General features: G+C 70.0%; 13 protein-coding genes and 1 pseudogene. 11 read left to right on the top strand and 3 right to left on the bottom strand.

What is annotated here, in order from left to right:
• Positions 1–51 precede the first annotated feature (51 nt).
• Genes QFZ26_RS17335 through QFZ26_RS17350 form a run of 4 tightly spaced genes read left to right on the top strand, consistent with a single transcriptional unit; the run spans position 52 to position 3,213 of the window.
• Positions 52–864: an ABC transporter ATP-binding protein gene (locus tag QFZ26_RS17335; RefSeq protein WP_307044339.1), complete on the top strand. Its 813-nt coding sequence runs from the start codon at positions 52–54 to the stop codon at positions 862–864.
• Positions 861–1,550 carry an ABC transporter permease gene (locus QFZ26_RS17340; protein WP_307044341.1) on the top strand — a complete coding sequence of 230 codons (690 nt, stop codon included), beginning with the start codon at positions 861–863 and terminating at the stop codon, positions 1,548–1,550. The genes QFZ26_RS17335 and QFZ26_RS17340 overlap by 4 nt, the downstream gene beginning before the upstream one ends.
• The gene (locus tag QFZ26_RS17345; protein ID WP_307044343.1) at positions 1,547–2,290 is read left to right on the top strand and encodes an ABC transporter permease; all 744 of its coding nucleotides are present in this window, start codon (positions 1,547–1,549) and stop codon (positions 2,288–2,290) included. Before QFZ26_RS17340 ends, QFZ26_RS17345 begins: the two co-directional genes overlap by 4 nt.
• Positions 2,287–3,213 (top strand): ABC transporter substrate-binding protein, encoded by a 927-nt coding sequence (locus QFZ26_RS17350; RefSeq protein ID WP_307044345.1) that lies wholly within the window; start codon positions 2,287–2,289, stop codon positions 3,211–3,213. The genes QFZ26_RS17345 and QFZ26_RS17350 overlap by 4 nt, the downstream gene beginning before the upstream one ends.
• On the opposite strand, the gene QFZ26_RS17355 is transcribed toward QFZ26_RS17350, so the two are convergent.
• The 3 genes from QFZ26_RS17355 to QFZ26_RS17365 are packed head-to-tail and all read right to left on the bottom strand — an operon-like array spanning position 3,210 to position 5,296.
• Positions 3,210–3,929 carry a DedA family protein gene (locus QFZ26_RS17355; protein ID WP_307044347.1) on the bottom strand — a complete coding sequence of 240 codons (720 nt, stop codon included), beginning with the start codon at positions 3,927–3,929 and terminating at the stop codon, positions 3,210–3,212. The two genes, QFZ26_RS17350 and QFZ26_RS17355, sit on opposite strands and share 4 nt — an antisense overlap.
• A gap of 39 nt (positions 3,930–3,968) precedes the next feature.
• Positions 3,969–4,919 carry a M56 family metallopeptidase gene (locus tag QFZ26_RS17360; protein WP_307044349.1) on the bottom strand — a complete coding sequence of 317 codons (951 nt, stop codon included), beginning with the start codon at positions 4,917–4,919 and terminating at the stop codon, positions 3,969–3,971.
• Positions 4,920–4,921: 2 nt separating this feature from the next.
• Entirely contained in the window at positions 4,922–5,296 is a 375-nt protein-coding gene (locus QFZ26_RS17365) for a BlaI/MecI/CopY family transcriptional regulator (protein WP_307044351.1), read from the bottom strand.
• A gap of 107 nt (positions 5,297–5,403) precedes the next feature.
• On the opposite strand from QFZ26_RS17365, the gene QFZ26_RS17370 reads away from it, so the two are divergent.
• From QFZ26_RS17370 to leuS, 7 genes and pseudogenes are all read left to right on the top strand, one after another.
• A complete protein-coding gene (locus QFZ26_RS17370) occupies positions 5,404–6,816 on the top strand; it encodes a cytochrome ubiquinol oxidase subunit I (protein WP_307044354.1) in 1,413 nt (470 codons plus the stop codon).
• 12 nt (positions 6,817–6,828) lie between these two features.
• On the top strand, positions 6,829–7,833 hold the full coding sequence (gene cydB, locus QFZ26_RS17375; RefSeq protein WP_307044356.1) for a cytochrome d ubiquinol oxidase subunit II: 1,005 nt from the start codon (positions 6,829–6,831) through the stop codon (positions 7,831–7,833).
• A 2-nt stretch (positions 7,834–7,835) separates the two neighbouring features.
• A complete protein-coding gene (gene cydD, locus QFZ26_RS17380) occupies positions 7,836–9,473 on the top strand; it encodes a thiol reductant ABC exporter subunit CydD (protein ID WP_307044357.1) in 1,638 nt (545 codons plus the stop codon).
• A gap of 13 nt (positions 9,474–9,486) precedes the next feature.
• Positions 9,487–10,975: pseudogene (cydC, locus tag QFZ26_RS17385) on the top strand (thiol reductant ABC exporter subunit CydC); the annotation flags it as partial.
• A gap of 33 nt (positions 10,976–11,008) precedes the next feature.
• On the top strand, positions 11,009–11,215 hold the full coding sequence (locus QFZ26_RS17395; protein ID WP_307045167.1) for a hypothetical protein: 207 nt from the start codon (positions 11,009–11,011) through the stop codon (positions 11,213–11,215).
• Positions 11,216–11,224: 9 nt separating this feature from the next.
• Positions 11,225–12,688: an aminodeoxychorismate synthase component I gene (pabB, locus tag QFZ26_RS17400; RefSeq protein WP_307044359.1), complete on the top strand. Its 1,464-nt coding sequence runs from the start codon at positions 11,225–11,227 to the stop codon at positions 12,686–12,688.
• 87 nt (positions 12,689–12,775) lie between these two features.
• Positions 12,776–15,349 carry a leucine--tRNA ligase gene (leuS, locus tag QFZ26_RS17405; RefSeq protein WP_307044361.1) on the top strand — a complete coding sequence of 858 codons (2,574 nt, stop codon included), beginning with the start codon at positions 12,776–12,778 and terminating at the stop codon, positions 15,347–15,349.
• The last annotated feature ends 19 nt before the right edge of the window (positions 15,350–15,368 follow it).

The raw sequence follows: 15,368 nt of genomic DNA on the forward strand, positions 1-15,368 counted from the left end.
GGCTTGGACTCCACCGTCGAGTGACCGCGCGTCAGCGGGGATTGAGGCAGCATGATCGAGTTCCGCGGTGTCACGAAGCAGTTTCCTGATGGCACGCTCGCCGTCGAAGGCGTCGATATCGTCATCCCGCCGCACCAGACGACGGTGCTCGTCGGGTCATCGGGCTCCGGCAAGACGACCCTGCTGCGTATGATCAATCGCATGGTCGATCCGACGGCCGGCCAGGTGCTGATCGACGGCACGGATGTCGCGACGCTCGATCCCGTGAACCTCCGGCGCGGCATCGGCTACGTGATGCAGAACTCGGGTCTCCTGCCGCATCGCAAGGTCATCGACAACGTGGCGACCGTGCCGCTGCTCCGGGGCGTGAGCAAGCGAGCGGCGTACGCGCACGCGCTCGAGCTGCTCGACACCGTGGGACTCGATCGATCGCTCGCCGACCGGTATCCGAGTCAGCTCTCGGGCGGGCAACAGCAGCGGGTGGGCGTCGCCCGCGGCCTCGCCGTCGATCCGAACATCCTGCTGATGGACGAGCCCTTCGGCGCCGTCGACCCCATCGTGCGCGCGGAGCTCCAGCAGGAGCTGTTGCGGCTGCAGGGCGAACTCGGCAAGACCGTGGTGTTCGTCACTCACGACATCGACGAGGCGTTCCTGCTCGGCGACCAGGTGGTCATCATGCAGCAGGGCGGACAGATCTCGCAGGCGGCCTCCCCGGCCGAGATCCTCGCGGCGCCGGCCGACGCCTTCGTGGCGGACTTCGTCGGCGCCGATCGCGGCAAGCGCGCGCTGCACCTCACCGACGTCGGCGGTCGGCAGGTCGTCGTCGATGCCGACGGGCGTCCGGCCGGGGTGCTGTCGTCGTGACCTGGCTGTGGTCGAATCTCGACCTCGTCGGCGAGCTCATCGTCGTGCACCTGGCATTGTCGGTGCCCGCGATCATACTGAGCTTCGTGGTGTCGGTTCCGATCGGATGGCTCGCCCACCGGTATCGGTGGTCGCGGGGAGTCCTGCTGTCGCTCTGCGGCCTCCTCTACGCCATCCCCTCGGTGGCGCTGCTCATCGCGCTCCCGGTCGTCACCGGGCAGGGTGTGCGGTCACCCCTGAATCTCGTGGTCGCGCTCACGCTCTACGGCATCGCCGTCATCGTGCGCACCTCGGCCGATGCGTTCGACTCGGTTGAACGCGACATCCGTCAGTCGGCCACCGCGATCGGCTACTCGGAGGTCGGCCGGTTCTGGGGCGTCGAGCTCCCGCTCGCCGGACCGGTGCTCCTCTCGGGCCTTCGCGTCGTCATCGTGAGCACGGTCAGCCTCGCCACGATCGGCGCGGTGATCGGTGTGCAGAGCCTCGGAAGCCTCTTCACCGACGGATTCCAGCGAGGAATCCAGGCCGAGGTCATCACCGGCGTCGTCGCGACGATCGCGCTCGCACTCGTGCTCGATGCGCTGGCGGTGCTCGGCGGGCGGCTGCTCATGCCGTGGACGCGGTCGGCCATCGCAATCGGCCGTGCCGGGGCGGGCACGCCCGCGAAGCAGGCGAGGGCTGCGTGAACCTCCTCCTCGACGCCATCGCGTGGATCGTCGACCCGGCCAACTGGACGGGCCCGGGCAGCATCCCCCTGCGCATCTGGGAGCACCTCTGGGTCGCGGCACTGGTGCTCGTGATCGCCTCGGCCATCGCGTTGCCCATCGGCATGCTCATCGGCCACACCGGGCGCGGAAAGCAGTTCGCCGTCATGACCTCCGGCGGCCTGCGTGCACTGCCCACCCTCGGCGCGCTCACCCTCTTCGGTCTCTGGCTCGGCATCGGGCTGCCGGCCCCGGTGATCGCGCTCGTCATCCTCGCGATCCCGCCGCTGCTCGCCGGCGCCTATGCGGGATTCGAGTCCGTCGATCGACGCACGATCGACGCCGCCCGCGCCGTGGGCATGAACGAGCCGCAGGTGGTCGGCAAGGTGGAGCTCCCGCTGAGCCTTCCGATCGTCGTCGGCGGCATCCGGTCGGCGTCGCTCCAGATCATCGCCACGGCGATCCTCGCGGCGTACATCGCCGACTTCGGGCTCGGACGCCCGATCTTCGAGGGCCTTCGAACCCGTGACTACGGCGAGATGCTCGGCGCCTCGATCCTCGTCATCATCCTGGCGCTCGTGGTCGACGGAGCGTTCGCGCTCGCCCAGCGCCTCGCGGTGCCGGCAGGCGTGCGGGCGAACCGCACGAGAGAGCTTCGCTCGCGGCCGGCTCGGCCACGGGCGATCCTGGGGCAACCCATCAATGAAGGGAATCAACAATGATCACAGCAGGAAGAGGCCGGCTCGCTGCACTCGCAGCGGTCGCGGTCGGGGCGACAGTGGCCCTGGCAGGGTGCGCATCCGGTGATCCGCTCGACAGCGGATCGGGTGACGGCGATGGTGCTTCGGAAACCATCGTCATCGGCTCGCAGGAATACTACTCCAACGAGATCATCGCCGAGATCTACGCCCAGGCGCTCGAGGAGAACGGAGTCGACGTCGAGCGGGAATTCCGCATCGGCCAGCGCGAGGTGTACATCCCCGAGATCGAAGACGGCTCAATCGACGTCTTCCCCGAGTACACGGGCAACCTGCTCCAGTTCTACGTGCCCGACACGACGGCGACGACCAGTGACGACGTGTACGCCGAACTCGAGGCCTCCCTGCCCGAGGGCCTCCGCGTCCTCGACCAGTCGCCCGCGACCGACCAGGACTCGTACAACGTGACCAAGGAGTTCTCCGAGGCGAACGGCGTCACGAGCCTCGCCGACCTCGCGAACGTGACGACGCCGATGACGCTCGGCGGCAACTCCGAGCTCGCGACGCGTCCCTACGGACCCGAGGGGCTGAAGGAGGTCTACGGAGTCGAGGTCGCGTTCACGCCGATCGAGGACAGCGGCGGCCCGCTCACCCTCAAGGCGCTCGAAGACGGGCAGGTGCAGCTCGTGAACATCTACAGTGCGAACCCGGCGATCGCCTCGAACGAGCTCGTGACGCTCGAAGACCCCGAGGGGCTGTTCCTGGCGTCGAACGTCGTACCCGTCGTGAGCGAGAAGGTCACCGACGAGATCGCCGAGATCATCAACACGGTGAGCGCTGCGCTGACCGCCGAAGACCTCGTGGCACTCAATGCGCTGAGCGTCGACGAGCAGCAGTCGGCCGATCAGATCGCCAGCGACTGGCTCGCCGAGAAGGCGCTGTTCTAGCGGTTCGCGTCGAGATTCGAGGGGTCGGATGCCGCGGCATCCGGCCCCTCGCGGTCGTCGAGCGTGTGCGAGCTCGCCGATGCCGCCATGTGCTTCGCCTCGGAGCGCACGATGAGCTTCTTCGCACCCCAGACGGCGAGGAGGAACACCACGATCACGCCGACGAACACGTAGCCGGCCCAGTGCAACTCGCGACTCACCTCGCGGTAGCTGCCAGCCGCGAGTGATCCGACGGTGACGTAGGCGAACGCCCAGATGACGCACGCCGGGATGGTCCACGCGATGAACTTGCGGTAGCGCATCGTGCTCATGCCGACCGTGAGCGGGATGAGCGAGTGGAGCACGGGCAGGAACCGCGAGATGAAGATCGCGGGGCCGCCGCGACGATCGAGGTAGCGCTGCGCCCGTTGCCAGTTGTCTTCGCCGAGCCGCTGTCCGAGCCGTGAGTGCTGGATGTGCGGGCCGAACCAGCGCCCGAGCCCGAACCCGATGCTCTCGCCGATGAGCGCACCGATGATGACCGTGATGACGAGCGCGAAGTACTCGCCGGCGCCGTCGACCGCCGTCGACGCGACGAGCACGATGGTGTCGCCGGGCACGACGAGCCCGATGAGCACCGAGGTCTCGAGCATGATGCCGAGCCCGGCGAGCAGGGTGCGGGTGACCGCGTCGACGCTCTGCACGGTGCTCAGGATCCAGTCGAGGATCTCGTTCATCGTTCGAGCGTATCGGCGCCCGGCCGAGGCCGCGTCAGACTAGGGGAGGATTCCGAGCATCGCGATGCCGGCGACGACGGGCACGGCGACCAGGGCGACGGATGCCACGAGCACCGCGACTCGGACGCCGCTGCCGAGCGGCGCGGCGTCACCGTCACGGTCGCCGCCGTCGAGTCGCGCAAGCCGCGCCGTGAGCATCTCGGCGTCGGGCGCCACGCCGCCGGTGTCGGCGTAGGCGCCGGGTTCACCGCCGCTGCCGAGCCGCAGCAGCGCCGAGCGGAGCGCAGCATCGCCGGCAGTCCGGCGTGCGCCGTCGTCGGCGAGCATCTCGGTGAGCACGACGACCGAGCGCTCCGCGCGATTCGCGATCGGGAACCAGGGGAGGGCGCTGTGCCATGCCCGGAACGCGAGCAGCACGAGGTGATGGAGTTGTTCGAGGTGCGCGCGCTCGTGGGCGATGACGGCGGCGAGCTCCCGAGGCTCGAGGGTGCGCACGAGGCCCTCGGTGAGCACGGTCGTCGTGCGGATGCCCGGCACGCAATAGGCCAGCGGCACCGGATGGGCGAGGACGCGCGTGCCGGGCTCGCCCGGCATCGGGTCGCTCAGGAGGTCGATCAACTGGTGCTGGCGCCGCCGTTCGCGCTCGGCGCGCACCGCGGTGAGCGCGAGGCTCAGGCCGAGGTGAACGGCGAGACCGGCGGCGAGGGTGAGGGCTGCGACCTGGATGACGCCGAAGGCGGCCGGCATCGGCCCCGCAGTGAATGCGGGGATGAGGTCGGCGGCCGCGGCAAGGAGAGAACCCGCCGGTGCCGCTCCGAAGGCGATGAGGGATCCGATCATCGACAGACCGCCGGCGAGCGCGATCGCCTGCCACAGTCCGAGCGCAACCGCGGGGGAGCGTGCGGGCCACGCCGCTCGCGAGAGCGCCACCGGGATCGGCCACGCCAGGGCGACCGCGAGCACGCCGAGGATGACGGCGATGGCGAGCATCGTCAGGATCGCGCGAGATCGTCGAGGAGCCTGCGCAACGTTGCGGCCTCACCGTCGCTCGCGGTGCCGACGAAGCGGGCGAGTGCCGCATCGCGATCGCTCGCACGATCGAGGACCTCGTGCATGAGCTCGGCGGTGTGCTCCTCGCGGCTGAGGAGCGCGCGGTAACGGTGCGGACGCACGTCGCGAGCCCGGGTGACGAAGCCCTTGCGCTCGAGTCGCGAGAGCACGGTGAGCACGGTGGTGATCGCGACGGCATGGCCGGGCTCGTCGCCGCGGAGGGCGAGCGAGTCGCGAAGCTCGTTCGACGTGAGGGCGCCGTCGTTCGACCAGAGCACCTCCATCACGGAGCGTTCGAGATCGCCGAGACTCGCCATGGCTCCAGACTACCGTCGGAACGCCAGATGTTCTACGCTGTGTAGAAAGCGAGTTCTACGCATTGTAGAACTGTAGCCGCGGCCGGCGGCGCGTGAAAGGGGCATCCGTGAACGAACTGCTCGATCCGCTCCTGCTCGCCCGTTGGCAGTTCGGGCTGACGACGGTCTATCACTTCCTCTTCGTGCCGCTCACGATCGGCCTCGCGACCACCGCCGCCGTCTTCCAGACCGCCTGGTATCGCACCGGCAAGGCGGAGTACCTCGGCATCACGAAGTTCTTCGGCTCGATCTTCCTCATCAACTTCGCCATGGGCGTCGTCACCGGCATCGTGCAGGAATTCCAGTTCGGCATGAACTGGTCGGAGTACTCGCGCTTCGTCGGCGACGTGTTCGGTGCCCCGCTCGCACTCGAAGGGCTGCTCGCGTTCTTCTTCGAGGCGACGTTCATCGGCCTCTGGATCTTCGGCTGGGACAAGCTCCCGCGTGGCGTGCACCTCGCCACGATCTGGGCGACCGCCGTCGGCTCCATCGCCTCTGCGTACTTCATCATCGCGGCGAACGCGTTCATGCAGAACCCCGTCGGCTACGAGATGAACGCCGAGAAGGGCCGCGCCGAGCTCGTCGACATCGGCGCCCTGCTCACCAACCCGGTGGCGGTGGCCGCGTTCCCGCACACCATCGCGGCGAGCTTCATGGTCGCGGCCGGGCTCGTCATCAGCGCCGCGGCGTGGCACCTCGCGCGCAACCAGCACCTCGACACCATGCGGCCCGCGCTGAAGTTCGGCCTCTGGGTCATGGTGGGCGCCGGCATCCTGACGACCGTCTTCGGCGACCAGCTGAGCCTCGCGATGGTCGCGACCCAGCCGATGAAGATGGCCGCGGCCGAAGCCACCTACGAGACGGTGTGCGGAGCGGATGCCTCGTTCTCGCTCTTCACGCTCGGCACGCCCGATGGCTCCAGCGAGCTCTTCTCGATCCGCGTGCCCTATCTGCTCTCGTTCCTCTCGACCCACACGTTCGACGGGTGCGTCGAGGGCATCAACGACCTGCAGGGCCAGTACGAGATGCTCTACGGGCCGGGCGACTACACGCCGATCATCTGGATCACCTACTGGTCGTTCCGCTGGATGATCGGGCTCGGCATGGCGCACGTGCTCGTCGCGGTGATCGGCCTCTGGCTCACGCGCAAGGGGCGCATGCCGAAGCGGCCCTGGGTGTGGAAGATCGCGATCTGGAGCTTCCCGCTCTCACTCGCGGCGATGATCGTCGGCTGGATCTTCACCGAGATGGGCCGGCAGCCGTGGATCGTGTTCAGCCTGCTGCCGACCGAGTCGGCGGTGTCGCCGAACGTGACCGGGCTCGACGTGCTCATCTCGCTCGTCGCCTTCACCCTGGTCTACGGCACGCTCGCGGTGGTCGAGGCCCGACTCGTGGTGCGCGCCATCCGCAACGGTCCGCCCGAGGTCGGCGAGCCCGACCCCGAGACCGGCCGCGTCGAACCGGCCACGACCGTCTACTAGGAGGAAACGCGCATGGATCTGTCGGTGCTCTGGTTCTGGATCGTCGCCTTCCTCTTCATCGGGTACTTCGTGCTCGACGGGTTCGACTTCGGCGTCGGGATGTCGCTGCCCTTCCTCGGCCGCGACGAGACCGACCGCCGTGTGCTCATCAACACGATCGGACCGGTCTGGGACCTGAACGAGACGTGGGTCATCGTCGCCGGCGCCTCGCTGTTCGCGGCCTTCCCCGAGTGGTACGCGACGCTCTTCTCGGGGTTCTACCTCGCGTTGCTGCTGATCCTCCTCGCGCTCATCGCGCGCGGCGTCTCGTTCGAGTACCGCCACCAGCGGCCCGAGTCGAGGTGGAAGCGATCGTTCGACCGCATGATCATCGTCGGATCCGCCGTGCCGGCGTTCCTCTGGGGGGTCGCGTTCGCGAACATCGTGCAGGGGGTCCCGCTCGACGCCGGACACAACTACACGGGCACGCTGCTCGATCTCCTGAATCCGTACGCGCTCCTCGGCGGAGCGACGACACTCCTCCTGTTCTTCACGCACGGCGTCGTCTTCGTCTCACTCAAGACCGAGGGAGAGTTGCGCGAACGCGCACGCCGCCTCGCCGCGCGGTCGGGATTCATCGCGATCGTCGTCGCGGCGGCGTTCCTCGCCTGGACGGGGCTCGCATTCGGCGCCCCCTGGTTCTGGGGCTTCGCCGCCGCAGCGGCGATCGCCCTCGTCGCCGGCTGGCTCGCCAACGCCGGGGGCGCCGAGGGCCTCGCGTTCAGCCTGCTCGCGATCACCACCGCTGCCGCGGTGCTCGCCCTGTTCTCGGCGTTGTTCCCCGAGGTCATGCCCGCGTCGAACGACCCGGCGAACAGCCTCACGATCGAGAACGCCTCGAGCTCGACCTACACGCTCACCGTCATGAGCTGGACGGCGCTCATCTTCTTTCCGCTCGTGCTCGCGTACCAGGGCTGGACCTACTGGGTCTTCCGCAAGCGCGTGACGCGGGCCTCCATCGAAGCCGCAGCGCACTGACCGTGACGCCACTCGATCCGAGACTCCTCCGTCGCTCGCGCGCCGCCCGCGGGTTCCTCGTCGCCGGCGGCGCGCTCGCCGTCGGGCAGGCTGCGGCGATCCTCGCCTTCGCGTGGGCGCTCGCCTCCCTCGTCGCGGGCGTGATCGATGGCATGCGGATGTCACAGGCGTTGCCACTCCTCGTCGTCCTCGTGGCGGCGGCATCCGCTCGGGCCCTCACCGCGTGGCTCTGGGACCTCGCGGGTTCAGCGGGGGCGATGCGCGTGAAGGCGGAACTCCGCCGCGATGTCCTCGAGCTGCTCGAACGGCGGCCGGGCGGCGTGCCCGGCTTCCCGACCGCCCGCATCGCGACCCTCCTCGGCCCGGGCCTCGACGCGCTCGACGAGTACTTCGGGCGGTATCTCCCGCAGCTCGTGCTCACGGTCATCGCGACGCCGCTGCTCATCGCCGCGGCGTGGATCGCCGACCCGCTGTCAGGCCTCGTGCTCGTGCTCGTGCTGCCGCTCATCCCGGTGTTCATGGCGCTCATCGGCATGGCCACCGAAGCGGTGCAGCGGCGCCAGTGGGAGAGCCTCGCGTCGCTCTCCCGCGGATTCCTCGAGGTGGTGGGCGGACTCTCGACGCTCGCCGTGTTCGGGCGCGCGGAGCGCCAGACGAGCCGAATCCGCGACGTCACCGACGACTATCGCTCACGCACGATGAAGGTGCTCCGCATCACGTTCCTCTCGGGGTTCACCCTCGAGCTCGCGGCGAGCCTCTCGGTCGCGCTCGTCGCCGTGTCGATCGGCCTCCGGCTCGTCGGCGGCGACCTGACGCTCGCGCCGGGGCTCTTCGTGCTCGTGCTCGCACCCGAGGTCTTCGTGCCGCTGCGGAACGTGGGTGCGGCGTTCCACGCCTCAGCGGCCGGAGTGGCGGCATCGTCGGACGCATTCGATCTGCACGTGGCCGCCGGCGAGTCGGCGGCACCTGCGCCCGGCGATCACGATCGCGGTCCCGACCGGCGAGGCGCGCGGCACGAAGGGCTCATCGTGCGCGACGTGCGCGTTCGACGCGGGGAGCGCGTCGTGCTCGACGGCTTCGACCTCGAGGCGCGACCGGGGGAACTCGTTGCGATCACCGGCGAGAGCGGCTCGGGCAAGTCGAGCCTCTTCGCCGCCATCCTCGGTTTCGCCGACTCCGAGGGCGAGCTCCGCCTCGCGGGACGGCCGCTGCAGCCGGGCGACCGGTCGGCGATCGCGTGGTCGGGGCAGGCTCCGGCGCTCTTCGAGGGGACCATCGCCGAGAACGTGCGCCTGGGCGACGAGCACGCCGGCCGCCATCACCTCACTCGCGCGCTGCTGATCGCGGGGGTCGAACTCGATCCCGAGCGGCGCCTCGGCCCAGCGGGCGCCGGCCTCTCGGGCGGGCAGGCGCAGCGGGTGGCGACGGCACGTGCGATCCACCGGCTGCTCGCCCGCGACGGTCGGCTCCTCCTGCTCGACGAGCCGACATCCGCACAGGACGCCGACCGAGAGTCGGAATTCGCCGCACGCCTTCGGCGGCTCACCGATGAGGGCCGCGTGGTCGTCCTCTCGACGCACCGATCGGCGCTGAGCGATGCGGCCGATCGATCGATCGAACTGGCGGCGGCGCATGTCTGATCCGACCCGCGCGATGCTTCGCACCGCGATCCCTCCCTTCCGGCGGCTCCTGCCCTCGGTGGTGCTCGGCGTCGCCTCTGCGGGTTCGAGCGTGGCGCTGCTCGCCTGCGCGGCCTGGCTCATCGCGCGCGCGGCCGAGCAGCCGCCGGTGCTCTACCTCTCGCTCGGCATCGTCGGTGTTCGGGCCTTCGCACTCGGGCGAGCCGTCTTCCGGTACCTCGAGCGGCTGACCGGCCACGACGCCTCCTTCCGTCAGCTCGCCGCCATTCGCGCGGGCATCTTCGAACGGATGCTCCCGCTCGCGCCCGACGGCCTCGCCGCGAGTCGCCGGGGCGACCTGCTCACGCGCTTCGTCGACGATGTCGACGAGCTGCAGAACGTGCCCCTCCGGGTCGTGCAACCGATCGTGAGCGCGGTCATCGTCCTCGCGCTGGCGGTCGTCGGCATCGCGGTGCTCGCTCCTGCGGCGGCCGTACCGGTGCTCGCCTGTCTCGTCGCCGGCATCGGGGCGGCCCTCGTCGTGCAGCATCGCTCCGCCGGCCGGGCGCAGCGACGGCTCGCGCTGCTGCGCGGCGAGTTGCAGGCGGCGATCGTCGAGCACGTGCAGGCGCTCGACGTGCTCGTCGCGTTCGATGCGGCGGACACCCGGCGCCGGCGCATCGAGCAACTGGGCGAGCGGCTCGCACGAGCCACGCGCTCGAGGGCCGCCGCGACGGGCGTGGCATCCGCCGCCATGACGGCCGTCGGGGGCATCGCCGTCGCGGCGAGTCTCACTGCGGCAGTGCCGCTCCTCGAGGCGGAACGCATCTCGGGGCCGGTCTTCGCGGTGCTCTGCCTCGTGCCGCTCGCGATCGCCGAGGTCGCATCGGCCGTGCCCCTCGCCGTCAGCGCGTACCGCCAGGCGCGGCCGAGCGCCGAACGCGTCGCGACTGCGGTGCCGGCGCTGCTGCCTGCCGGCATCCCGACGCGGCCCGTGGTACCCACCGAGCTCGCGTCGACGCCGGCGCACCCGCCCGCGATCGTACTGGGCGGCGTCCGCGCGGAATGGCCGGCTCTGGCCGGGGCGGCCGTCCTCGAACGCCCGGTGCCGCACGTCGATGGGCCGCACTCCGCCGGACTCGACGGCCTCGACCTCGCGCTCGCGCCGGGGGAGCGGGTGCTCGTGCGGGGCGGATCCGGGGCGGGCAAGACCACGCTCGCGCACGTCCTCGTGCGGTTCCTCGACTACGCGGGCTCCTACCGCCTCGACGGGGTCGAAGCGGCGACCCCTCGAACCTGCGGCCGTGCGCCGGCTCGTCGGACTCGTCGAGCAGAGCCCATGGCTCTTCGACGAGAGCGTTCGCCAGAACCTGCTCTTCGCCCGCGAGTCCGCGAGCGACGAGGAGCTCCTCGACGTGCTCGATCGGGTGGGCCTGCTCGAGTGGGTCGGCGAGCGCGGCGGACTCGACGCGAAGGTCGGCGAGCGTGGCGCGCTCGTCTCGGGCGGACAGGCGCAGCGCATCGCGCTCGCCCGAGCGATGCTCGCCGAGTTCCCGGTGCTCGTCCTCGATGAGCCCACGGCGAACGTCGACCCGGCACGCGCCGACGCGCTGGTGCGCGAGCTGATGCACTCGGCGAGCCGCTCGGGCGGCACGGTGGTGCTCATCTCCCACGCGCCCGTCGACGAGTCGCTCGTCGACCGGGTCGTGACGATCGAGGCGGGTCGAGCCACGACCGACCGGGAGCCCGTGGCCGCGTCCTAGGCTGAGAGGATGCCGCGCGCCATCCGTAGCCGACCCCTGCCGGAGTGGCGGGACCCCGAGGCCGTCTTCAGCGCCCGGTACGCCGACACCGCATACGCGGTGTGGCTCGACGGGGGCACGGATGCCACGTCGGGGGTCAGCTTCATCGCCTCCGCGCACGCCGGCACCGAGTTCGTGACCGCAGACGCGGCACAGGGCACGGTGACCCGCAGCAGGCCCTTGCGTGGCGAACCGGGCGAGGCGACGCTCGCGGCATCCGTGTTCGACATCCTGGCCGAGCGCATCACGCGTGATCCATCCGCGGAGGGCGCGCCCGAGACGACCGGCCCCCTCGGCTGGATCGGCTGGTTCGGCTACGAACTCGGTGCGCAGTTGAACGACGTGCCGGCTGACGATGCCGAGACTCCGGATGCCGCATTCCTCTTCATCGATCGCGGCATCCTCTTCGACCACGGCTCGCGCACGGTGAGCCTCGTGTGGCTCGACGGCGGTGAGGCGCATGCCCCGAGCCCCCACGCCGAGCCCGACGCCGAGGCGTGGGCCGACGAACTCGCGTCAGCGCTCGTGTCGATGGCCGACACCGCGGTGTCGACGGCAGCCGACGCCCGCCCGCGGAATGCGCCCGCAGCGCCACCCGCGGTCCGCTGGCGCCACGACGCGGCGACGTACGCCGCCCTCATCGCCGCATGCCAGGCCGCGATCGTGCGTGGCGACGCCTACCAGCTGTGCCTCACGAATCGGGTCGACGTCGCGGTGCGGCCAGACCCCGCCACGACCTACCTCGCGGTGCGGGCGTCGAGTCCGAGTCACCACGGCGGGTACCTGCGCTTCGGCGGCTTCGCCCTGCTGAGCGCCTCACCCGAGCAGTTCCTCCACGTCGAGCCGGGCGGCATCGTGTCGACGAAGCCGATGAAGGGCACGCGCCCCCGCTCTGCCGATCCGGCGGTCGACCTGGCCCTGCGGCGCGAGCTCCTCGAGAGCGAGAAGGAGCGCGCCGAGAACCTGATGATCGTCGATCTCATGCGAAACGACCTCGGCCGCATCGCGGAGCTCGGCACGGTGAGCGTGCCGAGTCTGCTCGAAGTGGAGGAGTACGCGCACGTGCACCAGCTCGTCTCGACGGTGCAGGCCCGGATCCGTCATCCGCTGACCGCACTCGACGTCGTGCAGGCGGCGTTCCCGGCCGGCTCGATGACGGGAGCCCCCAAGCGCAGTGCGATGACGATCCTGCACGAACTGGAGCAGGGGCCCCGAGGGGTCTACTCGGGCGCGTTCGGCTACCTCGGCATCGACGGCACCGCCGACCTCGCCATGGTCATCCGATCGATCGTGCTGACCCCGCAGGGTGCCAGCATCGGCACGGGCGGGGGCATCACCGCGCTCTCGATCGCCGAGGAGGAGATCGAGGAGACCCGGGTGAAGGCCCGGGCGCTGCTCGAGGTGCTCGGCGCGGCGACGCCCGCCGCGGAGTGAGTAGGCTGGATACCCGAGTGCGCCTCGTTGCGGCGCGCCCGGAAATCCCGCGGAGCGAGCCCCGCAAGCGAAACGATTGAGAGTCACGTGGCACACGACCAGGACCCTGCGCACGCCGATGCCGGCGCGTACGACTTCGCCGCGATCCAGGCGAAGTGGCTTCCCGTGTGGGACGAGCTCCAGCAGTTCCGCGCGGGCCAGCCGGGCGACACGAGGCCGCGCAAGTACATCCTCGACATGTTCCCGTACCCCTCGGGCGACCTGCACATGGGGCATGCCGAGGCGTTCGGCTACGGCGACACCGTCGCCCGCTACTGGCGCCACCAGGGCTTCGATGTGCTGCACCCCGTCGGATGGGACTCGTTCGGGCTGCCGGCCGAGAACGCCGCGATCAAGCGCGGAATCGACCCGCGTGGCTGGACCTACGAGAACATCGAGCAGCAGAAGCGCTCGTTCCGCCAGTACGCCCCGTCGTTCGACTGGTCTCGCGAGCTGCACACGAGCGACCCCGAGTACTACAAGTGGAACCAGTGGCTGTTCCTGAAGCTCCACGAGAAGGGCATCGCCTATCGCAAGGCGGGCCTGGTCAACTGGTGCCCGAACGACCAGACCGTGCTCGCGAACGAGCAGGTCATCGACGGTCACTGCGAGCGTTGCGGCTTCGTCGTCACGAAGAAGGCCCTGACGCAGTGGTACTTCCGCGTCACCGACTACGCCGACCGGCTGCTCGACGACCTGAACCAGCTCGAGGGCGCGTGGCCGTCGAAGGTCATCTCCATGCAGCGCAACTGGATCGGCCGCTCCTCGGGCGCCGACGTCGAGTTCGTGATCGAGGGCCGTGACGAACGCATCTCCGTGTTCACGACCCGGCCCGACACGCTCTACGGCGCGACCTTCATGGTCGTGGCGCCCGACTCCGAGCTCGCGGCCGAGCTCGCGGCCGGGGCATCCGACGAGGTGCAGGCCCGCTTCACCGACTACCTCGACTCCGTCCGCTCTGAGAGCGACATCGATCGCCTCTCCACCGACCGCCCGAAGACCGGCATCTTCCTCGAGCGGTACGCGATCAACCCGGTGAACGGTGAGCGTCTGCCGATCTGGGCGGCCGACTACGTGCTCGCCGACTACGGCCACGGCGCGATCATGGCCGTGCCGGCGCACGACCAGCGCGACCTCGACTTCGCGCGCGCCTTCGGTCTGCCGGTGCGCATCGTGGTCGACACGAACGCCCCCGTCACCGGCGTGATCCCCGTGATCGCCCTCGATGAGCACGGCGCACCGATGCTGCCCGACGAGCCCTCGCCGCTCGACCCGGCGACCACCGGCATCGCCCTCGCCGGCGAGGGTCGGCTCGTCAACTCCGGACCGCTCGACGGACTCTCGAAGTCCAACGCGATCCGCCGTGTCATCGAACTGCTCGCCGAGCGGGGGCTCGGCCGTGCCTCGAAGAACTTCCGGCTGCGCGACTGGCTCATCTCGCGCCAGCGCTATTGGGGCACGCCGATCCCGATCATCCACTGCTCCGAGTGCGGTGAGGTGCCGGTTCCCGAGTCCGAGCTGCCGGTGCAGCTGCCGGATGCCGCGGGCCTCGACCTGAAGCCGAAGGGTGCGAGCCCGCTCGGTGCCGCCGAAGACTGGGTGAACGTCGCCTGCCCGAAGTGCGGTGGCGACGCGCGACGCGACTCCGACACCATGGACACGTTCGTCGACAGCTCCTGGTACTACCTGCGGTACCTGAACCCGAACGACGACACGAAGCCGTTCGACCCGGCCGAGGCTGAGAAGTGGGCGCCCGTCGATCAGTACGTCGGCGGCGTGGAGCACGCGATCCTGCACCTGCTGTACTCGCGCTTCATCACGAAGGTGCTGTTCGACCTCGGCTACCTGAGCTTCACCGAGCCGTTCACCTCCCTGCTCAACCAGGGCATGGTCATCATGGACGGCACGAAGATGTCGAAGTCGAAGGGCAACCTCGTCGAGTTCGCGGGCGAGCTGTCGGCGCACGGTGCCGACGCGCTGCGGGTCACCCTCGCGTTCGCGGGGCCGCCCGAAGACGACATCGACTGGGCGGATGTCTCGCCGGTCGGTTCGGCGAAGTTCCTCGCTCGCGCGTGGCGCATCTCGGGCGAGGTCGCCTCGAGCCCCGACGTCGAGTGGAAGACCGGCGACGTGGCCCTCCGCCGCGTGACGCACCGACTGCTCGCCGATGCTCCCGGGCTCATCGAGGCGTTCAAGTTCAACGTCGTCGTGGCGCGCCTGATGGAGCTCGTGAATGCGACGCGCAAGACGATCGACTCGGGGGCCGGTGCCGCGGATGCCGCGGTGCGCGAGGCATCCGAGGTCACGGCCATGATCCTCGACCTCTTCGCCCCGTACACCGCGGAAGACATGTGGCAGCGTCTCGGCTACGAGCCGTCGGTCTCGCTCGTCACGTGGCGCAAGGCCGACCCGGCGCTCCTCGTCGAGGACTCGGTCACCGCCATCGTGCAGGTCGACGGCAAGGTGCGCGATCGGCTGGAGGTCTCGCCGAAGGTGTCGGGCGATGAGCTCGAGGCGCTCGCCCGCTCGTCGGCGGCCGTCGTGCGAGCCCTCGGCGACCGTGAGGTCGTGAACGTCATCGTGCGTGCGCCGCGGCTCGTGAACATCGCCACGAAGGCCTGACGACTCCTCCTCAACACCG

This window comes from Agromyces ramosus (assembly GCF_030817175.1).
Taxonomy (GTDB): Bacteria; Actinomycetota; Actinomycetes; order Actinomycetales; family Microbacteriaceae; genus Agromyces; species Agromyces ramosus_A.